This is a genomic window from Streptosporangium roseum DSM 43021 (assembly GCF_000024865.1).
GTDB classification, from domain to species: Bacteria; Actinomycetota; Actinomycetes; order Streptosporangiales; family Streptosporangiaceae; genus Streptosporangium; species Streptosporangium roseum.
Genome location: NC_013595.1, coordinates 9,313,141 through 9,332,542, shown reverse-complemented (window position 1 = coordinate 9,332,542; position 19,402 = coordinate 9,313,141). Strand labels below are relative to the sequence as shown.

Genomic DNA, 19,402 nt, shown 5'->3' with positions numbered 1-19,402 from the left:
TGAGCGTGGCGGCAGGCGCCGCGCGGCAGGCATTCCGCGTAGCGAACGAGGAGCGGTGAGCGGACGATGACCACGAAATACACCGAAGGCGCGCCGATCCGCGACACCAAGGCTCCGGAGGGTCCGATCGAGGACCGCTGGGAGAAGCGGAAGTTCAGCGCCAAACTGGTCAACCCGGCCAACAAGCGCAAGCTCAACGTCATCGTCATCGGCACCGGCCTCGCGGGCGGCTCGGCCGCCGCGACCCTCGGCGAGCTGGGCTACAACGTCAAGTCGTTCTGCTACCAGGACTCGCCCCGGCGCGCGCACTCCATCGCGGCCCAGGGCGGCATCAACGCCGCCAAGAACTACCGCGGTGACGGCGACTCGATCTACCGGCTGTTCTACGACACGGTCAAGGGCGGCGACTTCCGCGCCCGCGAGTCGAACGTCTACCGGCTCGCCCAGGTCAGCGTGAACATCATCGACCAGGCCGTGGCCCAGGGCGTGCCGTTCGCCCGCGAGTACGGCGGCCTGCTCGACACCCGATCCTTCGGCGGCGCGCAGGTCTCCCGGACCTTCTACGCCCGGGGCCAGACGGGGCAGCAGCTGCTGCTCGGCGCCTACCAGGCGCTGGAGCGGCAGATCGCGGCCGGGACCGTGGAGATGCACACCCGCCACGAGATGCTCGACCTGATCATCTCCGACGGCCGGGCGCGCGGCGTCATCGTCCGCGACATGGTCACCGGCGAGATCGAGCGGCACCTGGCCGACGCGGTCGTGCTGGCCAGTGGCGGCTACGGCAACGTGTTCTTCCTGTCCACCAACGCCAAGGGCTGCAACACCACGGCGATCTGGCGGGCGCACCGGCGCGGCGCGATGTTCGCCAACCCCTGCTACACCCAGATCCACCCGACCTGCATCCCGGTCAGCGGCGACTACCAGTCCAAGCTGACCCTGATGTCGGAGTCGCTGCGCAACGACGGCCGCGTGTGGGTGCCGGTCAAGGCGGGCGACGACCGGCCCGTCTCGCAGATCCCCGAGGACGAGCGCGACTACTACCTGGAGCGCATCTACCCCGCGTTCGGCAACCTGGTCCCGCGTGACATCGCCTCCCGCGCCGCCAAGAACGTCTGCGACGAGGGCCGCGGCGTCGGCCCCGGCGGTCTGGGCGTCTACCTCGACTTCGCCGACGCGATCCGCCGCCTGGGCCGCGACGCGGTGGAGAAGAAGTACGGCAACCTCTTCGAGATGTACGAGCGCATCACCGGCGAGGACCCCTACACCCAGCCGATGCGCATCTACCCCGCCGTGCACTACACGATGGGCGGGCTGTGGGTGGACTACGACCTGCAGTCCACGATCCCCGGCCTGTTCGTGATCGGCGAGGCCAACTTCTCCGACCACGGCGCCAACCGCCTCGGCGCGTCCGCGCTGATGCAGGGCCTGGCCGACGGCTACTTCGTGCTGCCGACCACGATCGGCGACTACCTCGCCAACGGTCCCTACGGGGAGGTCGACGAGGAGGCCGTGGCCGAGGCCGAGATCGCGGTCCGCGAGAAGATCAACAGGCTGCTGTCGAACAACGGCGACCGCACCGCCGACTCCTACCACCGCGAGCTGGGCAAGCTCATGTGGGACTACTGCGGCATGGAGCGCACCGAGGAGTCGCTGCGCAAGGCGCTGGAGCGGATTCCGGAGCTCCGAGAGGAGTTCTGGAAGAACGTGAAGGTGTCCGGCGAGGCCGACGAGCTCAACCAGGCGCTGGAGCGGGCCGGCCGGGTGGCCGACTTCTTCGACCTGGCCGAGCTCATGTGCATCGACGCGCTGCACCGCACCGAGTCGTGCGGCGGCCACTTCCGCGCCGAGTCGCAGGACGCCGACGGCGAGGCCCTGCGCGACGACGACAACTTCGCCTACGTCGCGGCCTGGGAGTACGGCGAGCAGGGCCCGGTCCTGCACAAGGAAGACCTCGACTACGAGTACGTGAAGATGAGCCAGCGGAGCTACAAGTGAACCTGACACTCAAGGTCTGGCGCCAGAAGGGCCCCGAGGACAAGGGCCGGATGGTCACCTACGGCGTCGAGGACGTGTCTCCTGACATGTCCTTCCTGGAGATGCTCGACGTGCTCAACGAGCGTCTCATCCTGGAGGGCGACGACCCGGTCGCCTTCGACCACGACTGCCGCGAGGGCATCTGCGGCATGTGCGGCATGGTCATCAACGGTGTCGCGCACGGAGAGCAGGTGGCCACCACCACCTGCCAGCTCCACATGCGGCACTTCGAGGACAACGCGGTCATCACCATCGAGCCGTGGCGCGCGGCGCCCTTCCCGGTGGTGAAGGACCTGGTCGTGGACCGCTCGGCGTTCGACCGGATCATCCAGGCGGGCGGCTTCGTGTCCGTCCCGGCCGGGTCCGCCCCCGACGCGCACAGCGTCCCGGTCAAGAAGGTCGACGCCGACGCGGCGTTCGACGCGGCCACCTGCATCGGCTGCGGCGCGTGCGTCGCCGCCTGCCCGAACGGCTCGGCCTCCCTCTTCACCGCCGCCAAGATCACTCACCTCAGCCTCCTCCCGCAGGGCCAGCCCGAGCGCGACTCCCGCGCCAAGGCCATGGTCGAGCAGATGGACGCCGAGGGCTTCGGCGGCTGCACCAACACCGGCGAGTGCACCGCGGTCTGCCCCAAGGGCATCCCGCTGGACACCATCGCCCAGATGAACCGCGACTACCTCAGGGCGTCGAAGTAGCCCCCGGTGGTCCCGCGTAGGCGGTGAGCGCCCCGGTGCCCGGCCGTCTCGGCCGGGCACCGGGGCGTCGTCCTTTCCCGGGCCGGAGCGCCGGCACCCCTCACCGGGGCCGGTGTGCTTGCGGGGCGCCGGACTCCGGGCGAAGGGGCCTCCCGGGGCGCCCCGCCCCGGTGCGGTCTCCGCCCGGCCTCGTACGGGTCCCTACCCGGCCTTGCGCCGGGTGCCGAGCCGCAGGACGACCTCCCGCCGCACAGCCTCGGTGTCGATCTCCGCGTCGGCGAGGACGCGTGAGCCCAGCCCCTGCCCCTCGCGGAGCACCCCCAGCAGGATGTGGCCGTCGCCGATGTAGCCGTGCTTGAGGGCGACGGCCTCCCGCAGGGAGAGTTCCAGCGCCTTCTTCGCCCGGGGGGAGAAGGGGATGTGCCGTCCGCTGATCAGCCCGCCCCGGTGGCCGCGCTGCGGCGGCCGGTCCAGGGCGCCGGGTCCGAAGGCCGCCTCGACCCTGTCCCTGATGGCGGACAGATCGATGCCGATCGACTCCAGCGCCTCCGCGTCGAGCGCGTCCTTCGGCGTGCGCGGGACGAGGTCCATCACCGCCCGGGAGGCCCGGTCGTGGTCCAGCCCGTGCCGCCCGAGGATCTCGGCCGAGTCGCTCTCCGGCTGGTCGAGCAGGCCCAGCAGGACGTGCTCGGTGCCGACGAGGTGGTGGTTCAGCCGGCGGGCGTTCTGCTGGGCGAGCTTCACCGCCTGCCGGGCTTCGCTGGTGAACCGTTCGAACATGGCTATTTCTCCCGTCTCAGCAAACCTCGGCCGCCCGCGTACTTCTTGTGCACCGCCTGCCGGGTGACTTCCAGGCAGTACGCGATCTCCTGCCAGGACCAGCCCTGATCCCTGGCGTTCTCCACCTGAAGGGCCTCCAGCCGATCGACCAGCATCCGCAACGCCCGTACGGCCCGCAGGCCGACGGCCGGATCGCGGCTGCCGGCGTCGGAGGCCAGCTGTGCCGTATCGCTCATGTCTGTCAATTTAGGTTGACATCATATGGTTGTCAACCCTGATTGACGGTTTCCTCGGCCGGGAGCGCCGATCGGCCGGTCAGGGAACCGATCGGCGGTGCCGCCGGTCAGAAAATGGTTTGCTGGTGAGGCGGGAGTTTGTCAGCCTGGGGAGGCTATGCGCTCCCTACCTGTTGCCGACCCCGGCATTCCTGACGCCCGCAGTCCGATCCGATACCTGCGCTGGATAGCCCGTATGCAGGCGGGCCCGCTGCTCATCGGCATCGGCTACGCCATCCTGTGGTGGCTGGCGATGGCGCTCGTGCCGGAGGCGATGGGCAAGGGCATCGACGCCATCAGGGCCAAAGACCTGCCGGCCCTCCTCACCTGGGGCGGGGTCCTGCTCGGCCTGGGGATCGTGCAGGCCGTCGCCGGCATCCTCCGGCACCGGATGGCCGTCTACAACTGGCTGAGCGCCGCCTACCGGACCGTCCAGGTCACCGTACGGCAGTCGACCCGGCTGGGCGCGACCCTGCCCAAGCGCATGTCCACCGGCGAGGTGGTCAGCGTCGGCAACTCCGACATCGCCCACATCGGCAACGCGATGGACATCCTGCTCCGGGGCACCGGCGCGATCGTCGCCATCGTCACGGTGACCGTCATCCTGATCAGGGCCTCGCTGCCCCTGGGCCTGATGGTGCTCATCGGCGTGCCGATCATGGCCGTCGCCGTCGCCCCCCTGCTCCGGCCGCTGCACAGGCGCCAGCACGCCCACCGCGACCTCCAGGGCGACCTGTCCACCCGCGCCGCCGACATCGTCGCCGGTCTGCGGGTGCTGCGCGGCATCGGCGGCGAGCAGGTCTTCGCCGACCGCTACACCGAGGAGTCCCAGAAAGTACGGCACGCGGGCGTGCGGGTGGCCGCGGTCGAGTCGATGCTGGAGGGCGCCCAGATCCTGCTGCCCGGCCTGCTGATCGCCTTGGTGACCTGGCTGGGCGCGACCTTCGCGATCCGGGACGAGATCACCCCCGGCCAGCTCGTCGCCTTCTACGGCTACGCGGTCTTCCTGATCGCCCCCATGCGGGCGCTCACCGAGGCGGCCGACAAGCTGACCAAGGGCCACGTCGCCGCCCGCCGGGTGGTGCGGATCCTCACCCTCGAACCGGAGGTGGGCGGCGGCGCCGCCGGGCACTCCGGCGGGGGCCTGCTGCGCGACGTGGCCTCCGGGGTCGCGGTCCGTCCCGGCGTGTTCACCGCCCTCGCGGCGACCTCGCCCGAGGAGGCCGTCACGATCGCCGACCGGCTCGGCCGCTACGGCGACGGCGACGTGGACTTCGGCGACGTGCCGCTGGACACCCTGCCGCTCGCCGAGGTCCGCCGCCGGATCCTGGTCGCCGACAACGGCGCGAAGCTGTTCGCCGGGGTGCTCAGGGACGAGCTGGACGTCTCCGGCGAGGCGTCGGCCGAGGACATCGCCGACGCGCTGCGCACCGCGTGCGCGGAGGACATCGTCGAGGCGCTGCCCGGCGGCCTCGACGGGCATGTGGCCGAGTCGGGGCGGGAGTTCTCCGGCGGCCAGCAGCAGCGGCTCCGGCTGGCCAGGGCGCTGACCGCCGACCCGGAGGTGCTCATCCTCATCGAGCCCACCAGCGCGGTGGACGCCCACAGCGAGGCGCGCATCGCCGACCGGCTGGCCAAGGCCCGAGCCGGCAAGACCACCCTGGTCTGCACGACCAGCCCGCTGGTACTCGACCGCACCGACCAGGTGATCTACGTCGAGGGCGGTGTCGTGCGCGCCCAGGGAACGCACCGGGAGCTGCTGGCCACCGTGCCGGCCTACACCGCCCTGGTCACCAGAGGGGAAGACTCGTGAGCGAGCGGGCCGCAGGGCGTCGTGAGCGCGTGAACGCAGGTTACGGGTACCGAGGGGAGGAGAACGCATGAGCAGGCAGATCCTGCCCGTCGCCGACCAGGCGCAGGTCCGGGCGTACGCCCGCAGGCTCACGCTGAAGTACCCCCGGGACCTGACGGCGGCGCTCGGCCTGCACGGCCTGGCCGCCGTCGCGGGCCTGGCGGTGCCGTGGCTGCTGGGCTCGCTGGTCGAGGGGGTCAGCGACGGCGCCGGGGTCGACGTCACGTTGGTGGCGCTGGCCGTCGGCGGCTTCCTGGTCGCCCAGGCGGTGCTGGTCAGGTTCGCCGTCTACGTCTCCTCCAAGCTCGGTGAGAAGGTCCTCGCCGAGCTGCGCCAGGAGTTCGTCGGCCGGGTGCTCGGCCTGCCGCTGTCCACCGTCGAGCGTGCTGGATCCGGCGACCTGATCACCCGGACCTCGCGGGACGTGGACTCGCTGTCGCGCACCGTACGGCACGCCGTACCCGAGACGTTGATCGCGGTGGTCACCTGCGTGATCACCGTGGGCGCGCTGCTGCTGGTGGGGCCGCTGCTCGTGCTGCCCTCGCTGCTGGCCGTGCCGATCCTGTGGATCGCCACCCGGTGGTACCTCAAGCGGGCCCGGGACGGCTACCTGCGTGAGAGCGCCGCCTACGCGGACATGACCGACGGTCTGGCCGAGACGGTCGGAGGGGCCCGCGCCGTGGAGGCCCTGGGCCTGCAGGCCCGGCGGCACCGCCGTACCGACACCGACATCTCCCGGTCGTGGGCGGCCGAGCGCTACACCCTCAGGCTGCGCACCATCTGGTTCCCGGCGGTCGAGCTCGGCTACGTGATCCCGATCGTGGCCACCCTGGTCCTGGGCGGCGTGTTCTACATCCAGGACTGGGCAACGCTGGCCCAGGTCACCTCGGCCACGCTGTACGTGCAGCAGCTCATCGACCCGCTCGACCGGCTGCTCATGTGGATCGACGAGCTCCAGGTGGGCGGGGCCTCCATGGCCCGCCTGCTGGGGGTCGCCGAGGTGCCCGACGACCGCGAGGCCGGTTCCGGCACTCCCGACGGCGAGAGGCTGCGGGCCGAGGACGTCCGCTACGCCTACCGCGAGGGCCACGACGTGCTGCACGGCATCGACCTGGTGGTCGAGCCGGGGGAGCGGCTGGCGATGGTCGGCCCGTCCGGGGCGGGCAAGTCCACGCTGGGCCGCCTGCTCGCGGGCATCCACGGCCCGCGCACCGGCGAGGTCACGGTCGGCGGCACCTCTCTGGTCGAGCTCCCGCTGGACGACCTGCGCGGCCATGTCGCCCTGGTGACCCAGGAGCACCACGTGTTCCGGGGCACCCTGCGCGACAACGTGCTGATCGCCCGCCCCGACGCGGACGACGCGCGCGTCCGCGAGGTGCTGGAGGCCGTGGACGCCTGGGACTGGGTCGAGGCCCTGCCCGGCGGCCTGGACACCGCCGTCGGCTCCGGCGGCGAACCGGTCTCGGCCGCCCAGGCGCAGCAGCTCGCCCTGGCCCGCCTGGTCCTGGCCGATCCGCACACCCTCGTCCTGGACGAGGCCACCTCGCTGATCGACCCCCGGGCCGCGCGCAACCTGGAGCGGTCACTGGCCGCCGTCCTCGACGGCCGCACCGTGATCGCCATCGCCCACCGCCTCTACACGGCGCACGACGCCGACCGGGTCGCGGTGGTCGAGGACGGCCGGATCAGCGAGCTCGGCTCCCACGACGAGCTCGTCGCGGCCGAGGGCTCCTACGCGGCGCTGTGGAGCAGCTGGCACGGCACCTCGAAGTGAGACCGGCCGGGCGGGGCACGGCCCCGCCCGGCCGGAGGAGCCGTCCCGGGGCCGGCCTCAGCCCAGGGCCTTCTTGAGGAAGTCGACCTGGAGCAGGAGCAGGTTCTCCGCCACGACCTCCTGGGGGGTCATGTGGGTGACGCCGGACAGCGGCAGGACGTTGTGCGGGCGGCCCGCCGCCAGGAGGGCGGAGGACAGGCGGAGGGTGTGGGCGGCGACCACGTTGTCGTCGGCCAGGCCGTGGATCAGCAGGAGGGGGCGGTCCAGCTTCTCGGCGTCGGCGAACAGGGACGACGATTCGTAGTGGCCCTCCTCCGGCCGGCCGAGGTAGCGCTCGGTGTAGCAGGTGTCGTAGAGACGCCAGTCGGTCACCGGCGCTCCGGCGACGGCCGCGTGGAACACGTCCGGGCGGCGGAGCACGGCCAGGGCGGCCAGGAAGCCGCCGAAGGACCAGCCGCGGATGCCGACCCGGGACAGGTCCAGGTCGTCGGGGAACCGCGCGGCGGCGCCCTGGAGGGCGTCGACCTGGTCCTCCAGGGGCGGGGTGGCCAGGTCGTGCAGGACGGCCCGCTCGAACTCGGGGCCGCGCCCCGGGGTGCCGCGGCCGTCGGCCACGACCACCGCGAAGCCCTGGTCGGCGAACCACTGGCTGGTCAGGTAGGCGCCGGAGGCGGCCAGGACGCGCTGGGCGTGCGGCCCGCCGTAGGGGTCCATGAGGACCGGGAGCCTCGCCGAGCCGGGCACGTGGTCCGACGGGAAGAGCACGGCGGTCGCCAGGTCGCGCGCGCCCGCGCGGATCAGGGAGACCCGCAGGTCCAGGCCGTGCCGCTCGGCGTGCGAGGCGATGTGGCCGCGGGGCTTGCCGTGGTGGAGGACGCGCGTGACCGGGCCCTCGCTGTCGAGGGTCTGGCCGGTGACCACCAGCGTGCCGCCCGCGGTGTGGCCGCTGTAGACGCCGCTCTCGGCCGGGCTGACCAGCGTGATGCGGCCGTCCTTGTAGGCCCACAGGGCGATCTCGGTGGGATCGCCGCCGGCCCGGAAGAGCACGGCGTCACCGTCGACGTCGACGACCTCGCGGACCTGGAGGGTGGCCGGCGTGACGGGCTCGTCACCGATGATCAGGCGGTGGCCACCGCCGACGTTCGCCGCCCAGACCAGGGTGCCGTCGGACAGGTGACCGGGCACGCCGGGGACGATGTCCACCCAGGCGGGGTCGGTGTCCTCGCGGACGACCGTCGAGCCGCCCGTGGCCGGGTCGACCTTGAGCAGGCGGATGCTCTTCTGGTCGCGCGGCATCGTGACGATCGCCAGGCCGTGGGCGTCCCAGGAGGCGGTGACCAGGTATTCGTCCTCGAAGGGCACGGGAGTGCGGGAGCCGTCCAGGGCCAGGAGGAACAGCTCGACCCTGGTGTTCGCCGTGCCGGCGGCGGGGTAGCGCTGCTCGGCGGCCGGGCGGGAGGGGTTGGCCGGGTCGGCGATGTGCCACCTGTCGACCGGCGAGTCGTCGGCCCGCTCGGCCAGCACCGCGTCGCCCGCCGGGGACCACCAGTAGCCCCGCATGCGGTTCATCTCCTCGGCGGCGATGAACTCGGCCAGGCCGTACGTCACCTCGGGGGACTCGGGGCGGGCCAGCACGTGGTCGACCTCGTCCTCGAGGTCCTGGACGTGGAGCGCGCCGCCGGTCACGTAGCCGACGTGCTCGCCGGTGGGGGAGACCCGCGGGTCGATCACCGGGCCGGCCGTCTTCAACCGCCGGATCCTCTTGGTCTTGAGATCGGCGACGTAGAGGCCGCCGGAGAGCGCGAAGGCCGCGGTGGTCACCGCCTTGTCGGTGCTGTAACCGACGATGCCGCCCGCCTGCTCCCGGCTGCGCTCGCGGCGGGCCCGCTCCTCGGCCGGCAGGTCGTCCTCGTTCACGGCCAGCGCGCGCGGGTCGGCGATCAGCCGCTCCTTGCCGCCGGCCACGTCGAACTCCCACAGGCAGGTGACCGGGTCGGAACCGCCCTTCGTCCGGAGGAAGACGACGCGGTCGCCGCCCGGGGCGATGGTGAAGCCACGCGGCACCCCGAGGGTGAATCGGCGGGTCCTTGCGTGCAGACGAGGGAAGCTCTCACTCATACCAGTCATCTTGCCAGCTCCACGTCCGGTCCCGGGGGTCCCGATGCTGGCTTGGGCAACAGATGTCTTGGGAGAAACTTGGGCAGGTGACACTTTCCGCGCGAATCGCTCGCTCTCCGGCAACGCCTGCCGTGCTGTCGCTCGTGCTCGTGCTCTGGGGGATCGGCACCCCGTCCTTCTGGCGGGACGAGTCGGTGAGCGTGATGGCGGCGACCATGTCGTTCGACGAGCTGTGGCGGCTGCTCGACGACATCGACGCCGTGCACGCGCTGTACTACCTCATGCTCAGGCCGTTCGCCGCGTTCGGCGGGGAGTTCGCGGTCCGGCTGCCCTCGGCGCTCGCGGTCGCCGGGGCGACGTTCGGGGTCGCGGCCATCGGGCGGCGGCTGGCCACCCCGCAGGTGGGGCTGCTGGCCGGGCTGGTCTACGCGCTGCTGCCGATGATCAGCCGATACGGCCAGGAGGCGCGGAGCTACGCCCTGGTCAGCGCGGTGGCGGTGGCCGCCACCTGGGTCCTGCTCGGCGAGCGCCGGTCGCGCTACGCCTGGTACGGCCTGCTGGTCGCGCTGCTCGGCTGGTTCCACCTCTACGCGCTGCTCCTGCTGCCCGCCCACGCCGCCGTCGTCGTCCGCAGGCGCGGGGAGACCGTCCCGTGGCTGGCGTCGCTGGCCGGCGCCGGGGTGCTGCTCGCGCCGCTGGCGGTGATCGCCTCCGGGCAGCGGGAGGAGCAGCTCTTCTGGCTGAAGGTGCCCGGCCTTCCCGAGCTGGGGCAGCTCGGCGTGGACATCGCCGGAGGCGACGCGGCGTGGACGTCGCCGCTCCTGCCCGCGCTGTTCCTCGCCACGCTGATCGCCCTGGTCCTGCTCGGGATCTGGCACGGGACGCGCCTGCGCCGCCGGGGAGTCCTGACGGCGGGAGGTCGCCGGCAGGACGCGGAGGCGGGAGGTCACCGGGAGGACCTGACGGATCACCGGGAGGACCTGACGGGTCACCGGGAGGGCCTGACGGCGGGAGGTCGCCGGGAGGGCCCGGTGGCGGGAGAGGGGCCGGGGCGGCCCTCGCTGGCGGGGGTGGCGGTGCCCTGGGCGGTCCTTCCCGTGGTGCTGTCCCTGCTGATCTCGCAGATCCATCCGGTCTACAGCCCGCGCTACGTCCTCTTCGCGGTCCCGGGCCTGGCCCTGCTGGCCGGAGTCGGCCTGGCCGCGCTCCGCCGTACCCCGGCGACCTGGGCGGCCCTGACGGCTCTGGCCGTGCTCGCCGCGAGTGCCCACCTCGCCGTCCGCGGGCCGGCCAACCGCCCCGACGACCTCCGTACCCTCGCCGCGGAGCTGAGCGCCCAGGAGCGGCCCGGCGATGCCGTCCTCTACGTTCCCGAGCGCTTCCGGCTGTTCGTCGTCGTGTACGGCGAGCCGTACCGCAGGCTGAGTGCCCTGGGACCGGGATCCGACCGTGTGTGGCTGGTCTCGCGGCGCATCCGTGGTCCCGAGTGGGAGGAGAACCCCCGGTTGAAGGAGCTCAAGCGGGACTTCCGGAAGGCCGGGCAGACCCGGATATCCGGGGCGGTCCGCATCACCCTCTACACCAGGCGGATACCCTCTGACGCATGACTGATCGGCGCCTGCTGCTCGTGCACGCCCACCCCGACGACGAGACGATCGGCAGCGGCGCGACCATGGCCAAATACGCCGCCGAGGGGGCCCACGTCACGCTGGTGACCTGCACGCTCGGCGAGGAGGGCGAGGTCATCCCGGCGGAGCTGGCCCATCTGGCCGCCGACCGGGACGACACGCTGGGCGAGCACCGCGTCGGCGAGCTCGCCGCGGCCTGCGAGGCCCTCGGCGTCACCGACCACCGCTTCCTGGGCGGCGCGGGCCGCTGGCGCGATTCCGGGATGATGGGCGTCGCTTCCAACCACCGCGACAACGCCTTCTGGCAGGCCGACCTCGACGAGGCCGCAGGGGAGCTGGTCAAGGTCATCCGCGAGGTGCGCCCCCAGGTCCTCGTCACCTACGACCAGAACGGCTTCTACGGCCACCCGGACCACATCCAGGCCCACCGCGTCTCCTGGCGCGCCTTCGAGCTGGCCGCCGACCCGGCGTTCGGCGAGGGGGAGCCGTGGCGGATCGCCAAGTTCTACTTCACCGCGACGGCCAGGTCCACGATGCACCGGACGGCCGAGGCGTTGCGCGAGGCCGATGTGAGCTTCCTGACCGAGGACGCCATCGACGACCTGCCGTTCGGCTGCGCGGACGAGGACGTCACCACCGAGATCGACGGCCGGGCCCACGTGGGCCGCAAGCTCGACGCGATGCGGGCGCACGCGACCCAGATCAGCGTGGAGGCGCCCTGGTTCGCCCTGTCCAACAACATCGGCCAGGAGGCGCTCGCGGTGGAGCACTTCATCCTGCGCTCCGGGGTGCCCGGACCCGCGGGACCGGGGGCGCCGCTCGAAGTCGGAGGCCTCGGCGAGCCGTACGACCGTGAGGCCGATCTCTTCGCGGGGATCCACTAACCTCGATGATTGTGACGGAGCAGGTCCACCAGACGGCACAGCGGCCTTCGGCGGCGACGGTCGCCGCCGCGGCGTACGCCGTGCTGGTCCTGCTCGGCCTCATGATGGGGGTGCTGGGCGGCTTCCAGCACTCGTGGTATCTCCGGCCCTTCCCGATCTCGGCCGTCGGCTGGGTCGTCCTGCTGGCCATGGCCTGTTACGGCGCCGGGTATGCAATGAGGGGCCGGCTGGCCGCCCTGGCGCCCGGGGTGGGCTGGATGGCGATCACGCTGATCTGGCTGGGCGGCAGCCCGGAAGGCGACGTGATCATCGCCAACGACCCGGCCGGATACGTCTACCTCTACGGTGGCCTGATCGCGATCCTGGCGGGTGTCCTGCTCTCCCCGTCGGGCGGCGGGGCGTGGCTGCTCACACAGGGCCCGTACGGCTCCCGCCCGCAGGACCTGGACCCCCACCCGGACCGGCCGTACGGCTCCCACACCGCTCAGCCGGACGCCTCCCAGGCTCGGCCGGACCCCGCCCACCCGCAGGGGGAGGACCGCTACCGCGGCCCGGCCTGATAGCGCACAATCCCGGTATGCGGCGGTTGCACCGGGTACGGCGGACGCTCAACTACGTGAACCTGTCCACGCCGCTGGGGCTGCTGGTGGCACGCCTCGGCGGGGCGCGGACGGCGGCGGGGCCCGGCGGGCTGATCCTCGCCCACGGCTACCGCCTCCCCTTCCCGGTCGCCGGCGCGTTCACCGTCGGCAACGTGGTGCTGACCCGGCACGAGGAGGGTTACCTGACCGGTGGCCTGCTCAGGCATGAGGCCCGGCACGCCTCCCAGTACATGGTCTGCGTCGGCCTGCCGATGCTCCCGCTGTACGTCGTGGCGGTGGTCGTCTCCGTCCTGATCTGCGGGCACCAGGCCTCGTGGAATGTCTTCGAGCGACTGGCGAACCTGGAAGACGGGAACTATCCCCGTAAAACGCCCTGGTGGATACCGACAAAAAATGATGAGAGGGGCGATTGCTCGCAATAGGTTCATCGGGGGATGGATAGCTGCCGAAGGGGGCGTTCATGTCGCAGACCATCCAGCCGGAGACATCGCCGCGCGTGCCCGGCCGATCGTGGCCGCGGAGCTTCAGGGATCGGCTGACCTCTCCGCTCCCCGCGTTCCGGGAACTGCTGGCCGTGGCCTGGCACGGCGGTTTCCGGCCCGACATCGGGGACGCCGACCAGATCCCGGTCCACCGCGACGGGCTGCCCCGGGCGGCCGGGACCGAGACGATCGTCACCTGGGTGGGCCACGCGACCTACGTCCTGCAGATCGGCGGCCTGACGATCCTCACCGACCCGGTCTGGGCGCGGAAGATCCCCGGGATCCGGCAGCGGCTCACCCCGCCGGGCGTCGCGTGGACGGACCTGCCCCGCGTGGACGCCGTGGTGATCAGCCACAACCACTACGACCACCTGGACGCGCCGACGATGAACCGGCTGCCCAGGACGACCCCGGTCCTCGTCCCGGCAGGGTTGAGGCCCTGGTTCACCCGGAGGCGGTTCCGCGACGTCACCGAACTCGACTGGTGGGAGAGCGTCCGGATCGGAGAGGTCGGGTTCGACTTCGTGCCCGCCCACCACTGGAGCCGCCGGTCGGTCTGGGACACCTGCAGGACCTTGTGGGGCGGCTGGGTCATCAGGTGCGCCGGGCAGGCGGTCTACTTCGCGGGGGACAGCGCCTACGGCGAGCGGTTCGCCCAGATCGGGGCCCGCTACCCGGGCGGCATCGACCTGGCGCTGATGCCGGTGGGGGCGTTCGAGCCCCGCTGGTTCATGAGGGCCGTGCACGTCGATCCGGCGGAGGCCGTACGGGCGTGTGAGGAGGTCGGGGCGCGGCGGATGGCGACCATGCACTGGGGCACGTTCGTGCTGTCGGGTGAGCGGCTGCTCGCGCCGGTGGAGCAGGCCCGCGCGGCCTGGGCGGGGGCCGGCCGGGACCGCGCGGACCTGTGGGATCTCGCCGTCGGCGAGTCCCGCACCCTCAAGGGAGCCGACCAGGCGGACCTGAGAGGGGCGACGGACCGGTGAGCGGCGCGGCCGCGGCGCCCCCGCCCGCCGCCACGCGGCTCCCCTCCTGGCCCGTCCGGTCCCGATGCACCTCTCTCCGGCGCGGCAGGCCCCTCAGGGCCTGAGGATCAGGGTGTTCCTGGCGGCCTTCTTGATCGACTCCTCCCGGGCGAGCATGGGGGTGGTCCGCCCGCCCGCCCAGAGCGGGGCCTGGTCCCAGTAGTTGTCGTGGAAGGCGTGGCCCGACGCGCCGGTCAGGTTGATCCACTGGGACCTGTCCAGGTCCGCCAGGTCGACCACCATCCGCATGGACGGCAGCCAGTTCACGGCGTAGTCCTCCTGGACGTCCCAGCCCGCGGCGTTGACCGCGTCGTCGTTGCCGCTCACCGGGAGCGGGCCCCGGTTGAACAGCCACTCGACCGGGGCGATCCCGGAGGTGCCGAAGGTCTGGTTGGTGAGCGTCAGCGCGTGCAGGTCGCCCCAGCGCCAGGCCTTGACGTCCGGGCCGAGGCGGGTGCTCAGCTCGTCGTAGGCCATGGCCATGGCCCGCCGCAGCATGTCGTCGCGGGTCTCCGTCCCCGAGGTCCGCGCGTCGTCCCAGAACGGGTCGCCGGGGTTGTCGAGCATGACGCGGACCACCTCGAACCAGCGGTCGCCGCCGGTCGGCCAGGCGTTCTCCGGCAGGTCGTCGTTGAAGGTCTCGATGAGCAGGTGCCGCCAGACGGCGTTGAAGTACATCGCCGGGCTCGACCCCGCGCCCTGGGAGTAGTCCCAGGTGCGCAGCAGATCGCGGGCGTCCCCGGAGGCTCCGGCGACCTTGAGGGCCATCAGTTTGGGCACCAGGAACTGGGCGAAGCCGTTGTGGGTGTCCTGCTGCACCTCGCCCATCGCCTCCGCGTCGACCTTGCCCTTCCTCAGCTCGGCCTGGAGGCGGTCCAGGATGCGCTGGGAGCGGTAGCCGTACGCCCAGTCCTTGGTGAGCATGCGCGGGTAGCGCTCGGGGTCGATGGCCGCGTTGTTGGCGGTCACGATGTAGCCCTCGGGCGGGTTGTAGACGCTGGGCAGCTCGTCGAAGGGGATGGTCGACTGCCAGGAGTACTCGCCGGTCCAGCCCGGCACCGGCCAGGTGCCGTCGCCCCGGGTCCGCACCGGGATCCGGCCCGGTGCCTGGTAGCCGATGTTGCCCTTGGTGTCGGCGTAGATCAGGTTCTGCGCGGGCACGTCGAACCTGCTCGCCGCCGCCCGGAACTCCTGCCAGTTCTGCGCGGCGTCGAGGGCGAAGATCGCGTCGGCGCTCCTGCCGGGCTCCAGCGCCGTCCACTTCAGCGCGACCGCGTCGGCCTTCTCCTGGAAGGCCGTCGCCGCGCCGGGCAGGGTGTCCTTCACGTCCCGCATGACGTCGGAGACGATCGGGCCGTGCATGGTCTCCCGGACCGTGAGCCGGACCGGGTCGCCTCCAGCCACCTTGATCGTCTCGATCCTGGTGGTGAGCGGCTTCCAGTCGCCCATGAACAGGTAGGAGTCGTCCTTCACCCGCTCCAGATACAAATCGGCGACGTCGGGGCCGAGGTTGGTGAAGCCCCACGCGATCTTGTCGTTGTGCCCGATGATCACGCCGGGCACCCCGGAGAAGGTGAACCCGGTGACGTCGAACGGGCACTCGGCGCTCTTGGTACGGCAGTGCAGCCCGGCCTGGTACCAGACCGAGGGCATGTTCGCCGACAGGTGCGGGTCGTTGGCGAGCAGCGGCTTGCCCGAGCCGGTGTGCTTGCCGCCGACCACCCAGGAGTTCGAGCCGATGCCGTTGCCGCCCTTGGGGTCGCCCATCAGGCTCGGCACCGCCCGCAGGGCCTCGGCCGCGCGGGTCAGCGCGCCCGTGTCCGGCCGGCCGGTGCCGGTGTCCACCTGGTCGGTGTCCGCGCCGGGCTCGACGTCCTGGTCGAAGCCGCGCCGGGTGACCGACCCCTGGGCGACGATCGGCTGGTGGGTGTCGAAGGGATAGCCCGGCCAGAGCTGTTCGACCCGCTCGCGGGGCAGCCTGCTCGCCGCGAGCGCCCGGCCGATCTCGTCGGCCATGTTGGAGCGCAGATCCCAGGCCATGGCCTTGAGCCAGGACAGGGAGTCCACCGGAGTCCACGGCTCGGGCTCGTAGCCGAAGTTGGTGAGCTTGAGGACCGCGTACTCCAGGCTCTTGGAGGTGAAGCCCTCGTGCTGGTCCATCCAGGAGTTCACGCCCTTGGCGTAGGAGTCGAGGTGGCGCCGGGTCTGCTCGGTGAGCATCGGCAGCTCGGCCTCGGCGACCTTGCGCCAGCCCATGGTCCGGATGACCTTGTCCTCGACGAGCGTCGCGGAGCCGAACATCTCCGACAGCCGTCCGGCCGTCACGTGCCGGCGGAAGTCCATCTCGAAGAACCGGTCCTGGGCGTGCACGTAGCCCTGGGCGAGGAACAGGTCGTCGGAAGAGTCCGCATAGATATGAGGAATACCTGTTTTATCGCGATATACAGTGACTTTTCCGGTCAGACCATCCACTTTGAGCTCGCCCGCGAGCTGAGGGAAGGAGGCGCGCACCGTCCACACGCCCACCCCGGCGAGGACCAGCCCGAGGACCACGAGGACGGTGAACGCCCGTGCGAGCCACTTGAGCGGCCGGGGCATCCAGGCATACGGCCGGAACCTCACAAAGACCTCCTATACGACGTGATCGAATAAGTTTGGCAGCACCCCGGAGGCGAAACGCCGATTCCGCGTTAGCCAGAATGCGACGCATGGAGTTCACGACCGCCGATCTCATCGACGCCCACGGCGACGTCCTCGACAGCTGCCTGACCCAGTTCCGCTCGTACGGCCTGCGTCCCCGCTTCGCCGGGCCGATCGCGACCATCCGCTGCCTGGAGGACAACGCCCTGGTCAAGCAGGTCCTGACCACGCCGGGCGAGGGGCGCGTGCTGGTCGTGGACGGCGCGGGTTCCCTGCGCACCGCCCTGATGGGCGACCTGATCGCCGCCTCCGCCGTCTCGTCGGGCTGGTCCGGCGTCGTCGTCAACGGGGCCGTCCGCGACACGGTCGCCCTGGGCGGTCTGGAGCTGGGCATCAAGGCCCTCGGCTCCAACCCCCGCAAGAGTGCCAAAAAGGGCGCCGGAGACCTCGACGTCCCCGTCACCTTCGGCGAGGTCACCTTCGTCCCCGGCGCATGGCTCTACAGCGACGAGGACGGCCTCGTCGTCAGCCCGCGCGCCCTGCTCTGAGCCCGCGCGCCGGGGCCGGACGGGTTCACCGGCGTGGTGTCCCGCCGTACACGGGCCGGGACCGCTACAGCGCGGTCTCCAGCACCACCGACCGCGTGGCGAAGCCGTTGCGCTCGTAGAAACGCACGGCCGCCTCGTTGCTCGCGTACGACGTCACCCCGGCGTACCGCGCCCCGCGGCGGCGGGCCCACGCCCTGAACTCCTCCACCAGATCGGCCCCGATCTTCTGGCCGCGGTGGGCGGGCCGCACGTAGACGCTGCCCAGGGTCGCCACCGTGACCGGCCGCATCACGGTGGGCCCGGACAGCCGCCCGGTCAGGTGGCCGATGATCCGGCCGCCCGCCTCGGCGACCGTCACCAGGTGGTCGGGGTCGGCCAGCGCGTCGGCGAACCAGGCCGGGCCGTGCTCCACGGGCCAGTTCAGGTTGAGGGTGAGGTCACGGGCTCCGGCGTCCTCGGCGAACAGCGCGGAACTGCAGGCCACTACCCCCTCCAGATCCGCAACCGTGGCAGGCCGTACGACAACGCCAGTCTCACTCATGATCGGGACGCTATCGGCCGCCACCGACATTAATCGCGATCCGCCCTTGCGCCCTGCCGGAGCATGACCATTCCATACTGGATCGGCGAGGCCGGCGCCGGAAGGGACGCGGCCGCCGGGGCCGGGACTACGACCAGGTCTGGCCCTCGGGGGTGTCGGTGACCTGCACACCCATGGTGGCCAGCTCGTCGCGGAGCCGGTCGGAGACGGCCCAGTCCCTGGCGGCGCGTGCCCGCAGGCGCCGCTCCAGCAGGTCGGCGGCGCCCGGCGGCAGGCTCCTGGACCTGCCGATGTCGATCGACAGGTCCAGCCCGAGGATCTGGTCCAGGTGCAGGAACGCCTCGAACCGGGAGCCGGGCGCGATCGAGTCGTCGCGTTCCAGCTCCCGCATGAGCCGCAGGGCCAGCGGGGTGTCGAGGTCGTCGTCGAAGGCGGCCTCGATCCGCGAGACCCGCTCGGCGGGCATCGGGCGGCTCGGCGTCTCCGACCACTCGGCGACGTGGGAGCGCCAGCGCCGCAGGGTCCTGTCGGCGGCCCGGAGCGTGTCCCAGGTGAGGTTCATCTGCTGGCGGTAACGGTGCTCCAGCAGCGCCAGCCGTACGGCCAGCGGATCCAGGCCCGCGTCCACCACGTCCTGGAGCAGCACCACGTTGCCGGTGGACTTGGCCATCTTGCGCCCGTCGAACAGCAGGTGCTCCCCGTGGACCCAGTGCCTGACCACCTCGTGACCGGCGGTGGCGTCGGACTGGGCGCGCTCGTCCTCGTGGTGCGGGAAGCGCAGGTCGATCCCGCCGGTGTGCACGTCGATGTGCTCGCCGAGGAACCGCAGGGACATGGCCGAGCACTCGATGTGCCAGCCGGGGAAGCCGCGGCCCCAGGGGGCCTCCCAGGTCATCTCGCGGTCCGAGGGCTTCCACAGGGCCCAGTCGGCGTGGAACCGCTTGCGGGGATCGACGCCTTCGAGCCGGTGGCCGGGCTTCAGCCGGTCGAGCCGGTTGCCGGAGATCTCGCCGTAGGTCGGGAAGGAGGCCGCGTCGAAGAAGACCGACCCGTCGGGGGTGGGGTAGGCGTGCCCCTTCTCGATCAGCTTGGCGATCATCTCGATCATCAGGTCGATCGTCTCGGTGGCCCTGGGGGAGTGCTCGGGCGGCCGGATGTTCAGCGTGGCGGTGTCGGACAGGAAGGCCGCCTCGTAGAACCGCGCGATCTCCAGCCCGGTCCGTCCCTCGGCCCGCGCCTGGAGCAGGATCTTGTCCTCACCGGCGGGGTCGATCTCGGCGTCGTCCACCAGATGCCCGACGTCGGTGATGTTCCGGCAGGCGACCACCCGGATCCGCTGCCGCTCGCTGACCCGTCTGATCAGGTCCGCCAGCACGTACGACCGGAAATTGCCGACATGGGCGTAGCGGTAGACGGTGGGCCCGCAGGTGTACATCCGCATGGACCGGGCCCCTTCGGGGAGGACCGGTCCGACCTGGCGGTTCCGTGTGTCATACAGCCGTAGCATGCCTCGACCCTATTCTC

At 71.7% G+C, this 19,402-nt stretch carries 16 protein-coding genes; 10 read left to right on the top strand and 6 right to left on the bottom strand.

Annotated elements, in window-relative coordinates:
* Positions 1 to 66: 66 nt before the first annotated feature.
* The gene (locus tag SROS_RS40840) at positions 67 to 1,995 is read left to right on the top strand and encodes a fumarate reductase/succinate dehydrogenase flavoprotein subunit (protein ID WP_012894830.1); all 1,929 of its coding nucleotides are present in this window, start codon (positions 67 to 69) and stop codon (positions 1,993 to 1,995) included.
* A complete protein-coding gene (locus tag SROS_RS40835) occupies positions 1,992 to 2,729 on the top strand; it encodes a succinate dehydrogenase/fumarate reductase iron-sulfur subunit (RefSeq protein WP_012894829.1) in 738 nt (245 codons plus the stop codon). The genes SROS_RS40840 and SROS_RS40835 overlap by 4 nt, the downstream gene beginning before the upstream one ends.
* Positions 2,730 to 2,930: 201 nt before the next feature.
* Here SROS_RS40835 and SROS_RS40830 read toward each other — a convergent pair whose 3' ends face one another.
* Complete coding sequence (locus tag SROS_RS40830; RefSeq protein ID WP_012894828.1) at positions 2,931 to 3,509, bottom strand: Clp protease N-terminal domain-containing protein; 579 nt, start codon at positions 3,507 to 3,509, stop codon at positions 2,931 to 2,933.
* A 2-nt stretch (positions 3,510 to 3,511) separates the two neighbouring features.
* A complete protein-coding gene (locus SROS_RS40825) occupies positions 3,512 to 3,745 on the bottom strand; it encodes a hypothetical protein (protein WP_012894827.1) in 234 nt (77 codons plus the stop codon).
* A gap of 235 nt (positions 3,746 to 3,980) precedes the next feature.
* On the opposite strand from SROS_RS40825, the gene SROS_RS40820 reads away from it, so the two are divergent.
* The gene (locus SROS_RS40820; protein WP_245564459.1) at positions 3,981 to 5,597 is read left to right on the top strand and encodes an ABC transporter ATP-binding protein; all 1,617 of its coding nucleotides are present in this window, start codon (positions 3,981 to 3,983) and stop codon (positions 5,595 to 5,597) included.
* A gap of 67 nt (positions 5,598 to 5,664) precedes the next feature.
* Complete coding sequence (locus SROS_RS40815; RefSeq protein WP_012894825.1) at positions 5,665 to 7,410, top strand: ABC transporter ATP-binding protein; 1,746 nt, start codon at positions 5,665 to 5,667, stop codon at positions 7,408 to 7,410.
* A gap of 57 nt (positions 7,411 to 7,467) precedes the next feature.
* On the opposite strand, the gene SROS_RS40810 is transcribed toward SROS_RS40815, so the two are convergent.
* Positions 7,468 to 9,528 carry a S9 family peptidase gene (locus SROS_RS40810; protein ID WP_043653958.1) on the bottom strand — a complete coding sequence of 687 codons (2,061 nt, stop codon included), beginning with the start codon at positions 9,526 to 9,528 and terminating at the stop codon, positions 7,468 to 7,470.
* Between the two features lie 131 nt (positions 9,529 to 9,659).
* On the opposite strand from SROS_RS40810, the gene SROS_RS46660 reads away from it, so the two are divergent.
* The 5 genes from SROS_RS46660 to SROS_RS40785 are packed head-to-tail and all read left to right on the top strand — an operon-like array spanning position 9,660 to position 14,110.
* A complete protein-coding gene (locus SROS_RS46660) occupies positions 9,660 to 11,135 on the top strand; it encodes a glycosyltransferase family 39 protein (protein ID WP_052317146.1) in 1,476 nt (491 codons plus the stop codon).
* Positions 11,132 to 12,040, top strand: a complete 909-nt coding sequence (gene mshB / locus SROS_RS40800) for an N-acetyl-1-D-myo-inositol-2-amino-2-deoxy-alpha-D-glucopyranoside deacetylase (protein WP_012894822.1) — start codon at positions 11,132 to 11,134, stop codon at positions 12,038 to 12,040. The genes SROS_RS46660 and mshB overlap by 4 nt, the downstream gene beginning before the upstream one ends.
* A gap of 5 nt (positions 12,041 to 12,045) precedes the next feature.
* Positions 12,046 to 12,600, top strand: coding sequence for a DUF6113 family protein (locus tag SROS_RS40795; RefSeq protein WP_012894821.1), 555 nt, complete (start codon positions 12,046 to 12,048; stop codon positions 12,598 to 12,600).
* Between the two features lie 17 nt (positions 12,601 to 12,617).
* Positions 12,618 to 13,064 carry a hypothetical protein gene (locus SROS_RS40790; protein WP_012894820.1) on the top strand — a complete coding sequence of 149 codons (447 nt, stop codon included), beginning with the start codon at positions 12,618 to 12,620 and terminating at the stop codon, positions 13,062 to 13,064.
* Positions 13,065 to 13,102: 38 nt separating this feature from the next.
* Entirely contained in the window at positions 13,103 to 14,110 is a 1,008-nt protein-coding gene (locus SROS_RS40785; RefSeq protein WP_012894819.1) for an MBL fold metallo-hydrolase, read from the top strand.
* A 93-nt stretch (positions 14,111 to 14,203) separates the two neighbouring features.
* Here the strand turns inward: SROS_RS40785 and SROS_RS40780 are convergent, their stop codons facing one another.
* Positions 14,204 to 16,771 carry a penicillin acylase family protein gene (locus SROS_RS40780; RefSeq protein WP_012894818.1) on the bottom strand — a complete coding sequence of 856 codons (2,568 nt, stop codon included), beginning with the start codon at positions 16,769 to 16,771 and terminating at the stop codon, positions 14,204 to 14,206.
* A gap of 86 nt (positions 16,772 to 16,857) precedes the next feature.
* Between SROS_RS40780 and rraA the strand changes: the two genes are divergently transcribed.
* On the top strand, positions 16,858 to 17,337 hold the full coding sequence (rraA, locus tag SROS_RS40775) for a ribonuclease E activity regulator RraA (protein WP_012894817.1): 480 nt from the start codon (positions 16,858 to 16,860) through the stop codon (positions 17,335 to 17,337).
* Positions 17,338 to 17,401: 64 nt separating this feature from the next.
* Here the strand turns inward: rraA and SROS_RS40770 are convergent, their stop codons facing one another.
* Both SROS_RS40770 and cysS read right to left on the bottom strand, forming a co-directional pair.
* Complete coding sequence (locus SROS_RS40770; RefSeq protein ID WP_043658009.1) at positions 17,402 to 17,878, bottom strand: GNAT family N-acetyltransferase; 477 nt, start codon at positions 17,876 to 17,878, stop codon at positions 17,402 to 17,404.
* Positions 17,879 to 18,005: 127 nt separating this feature from the next.
* Positions 18,006 to 19,385, bottom strand: coding sequence for a cysteine--tRNA ligase (cysS, locus tag SROS_RS40765; protein ID WP_012894815.1), 1,380 nt, complete (start codon positions 19,383 to 19,385; stop codon positions 18,006 to 18,008).
* Positions 19,386 to 19,402 lie beyond the last annotated feature (17 nt).

What these genes read in the sequence shown, in the direction of transcription:
- SROS_RS40840 (WP_012894830.1), top strand. Translation starts at nt 67, where the DNA reads ATGACCACGAAATACACCGAAGGCGCGCCGATCCGCGACACCAAGGCT.
- SROS_RS40790 (WP_012894820.1), top strand. Translation starts at nt 12,618, where the DNA reads ATGCGGCGGTTGCACCGGGTACGGCGGACGCTCAACTACGTGAACCTG.
- SROS_RS40810 (WP_043653958.1), bottom strand. Translation starts at nt 9,528, where the DNA reads ATGAGTGAGAGCTTCCCTCGTCTGCACGCAAGGACCCGCCGATTCACC.
- SROS_RS40785 (WP_012894819.1), top strand. Translation starts at nt 13,103, where the DNA reads ATGTCGCAGACCATCCAGCCGGAGACATCGCCGCGCGTGCCCGGCCGA.
- SROS_RS40830 (WP_012894828.1), bottom strand. Translation starts at nt 3,509, where the DNA reads ATGTTCGAACGGTTCACCAGCGAAGCCCGGCAGGCGGTGAAGCTCGCC.
- SROS_RS40770 (WP_043658009.1), bottom strand. Translation starts at nt 17,878, where the DNA reads ATGAGTGAGACTGGCGTTGTCGTACGGCCTGCCACGGTTGCGGATCTG.
- SROS_RS40795 (WP_012894821.1), top strand. Translation starts at nt 12,046, where the DNA reads ATGATTGTGACGGAGCAGGTCCACCAGACGGCACAGCGGCCTTCGGCG.
- SROS_RS40815 (WP_012894825.1), top strand. Translation starts at nt 5,665, where the DNA reads ATGAGCAGGCAGATCCTGCCCGTCGCCGACCAGGCGCAGGTCCGGGCG.
- cysS (WP_012894815.1), bottom strand. Translation starts at nt 19,385, where the DNA reads ATGCTACGGCTGTATGACACACGGAACCGCCAGGTCGGACCGGTCCTC.
- mshB (WP_012894822.1), top strand. Translation starts at nt 11,132, where the DNA reads ATGACTGATCGGCGCCTGCTGCTCGTGCACGCCCACCCCGACGACGAG.
- SROS_RS40825 (WP_012894827.1), bottom strand. Translation starts at nt 3,745, where the DNA reads ATGAGCGATACGGCACAGCTGGCCTCCGACGCCGGCAGCCGCGATCCG.
- SROS_RS40820 (WP_245564459.1), top strand. Translation starts at nt 3,981, where the DNA reads ATGCAGGCGGGCCCGCTGCTCATCGGCATCGGCTACGCCATCCTGTGG.
- rraA (WP_012894817.1), top strand. Translation starts at nt 16,858, where the DNA reads ATGGAGTTCACGACCGCCGATCTCATCGACGCCCACGGCGACGTCCTC.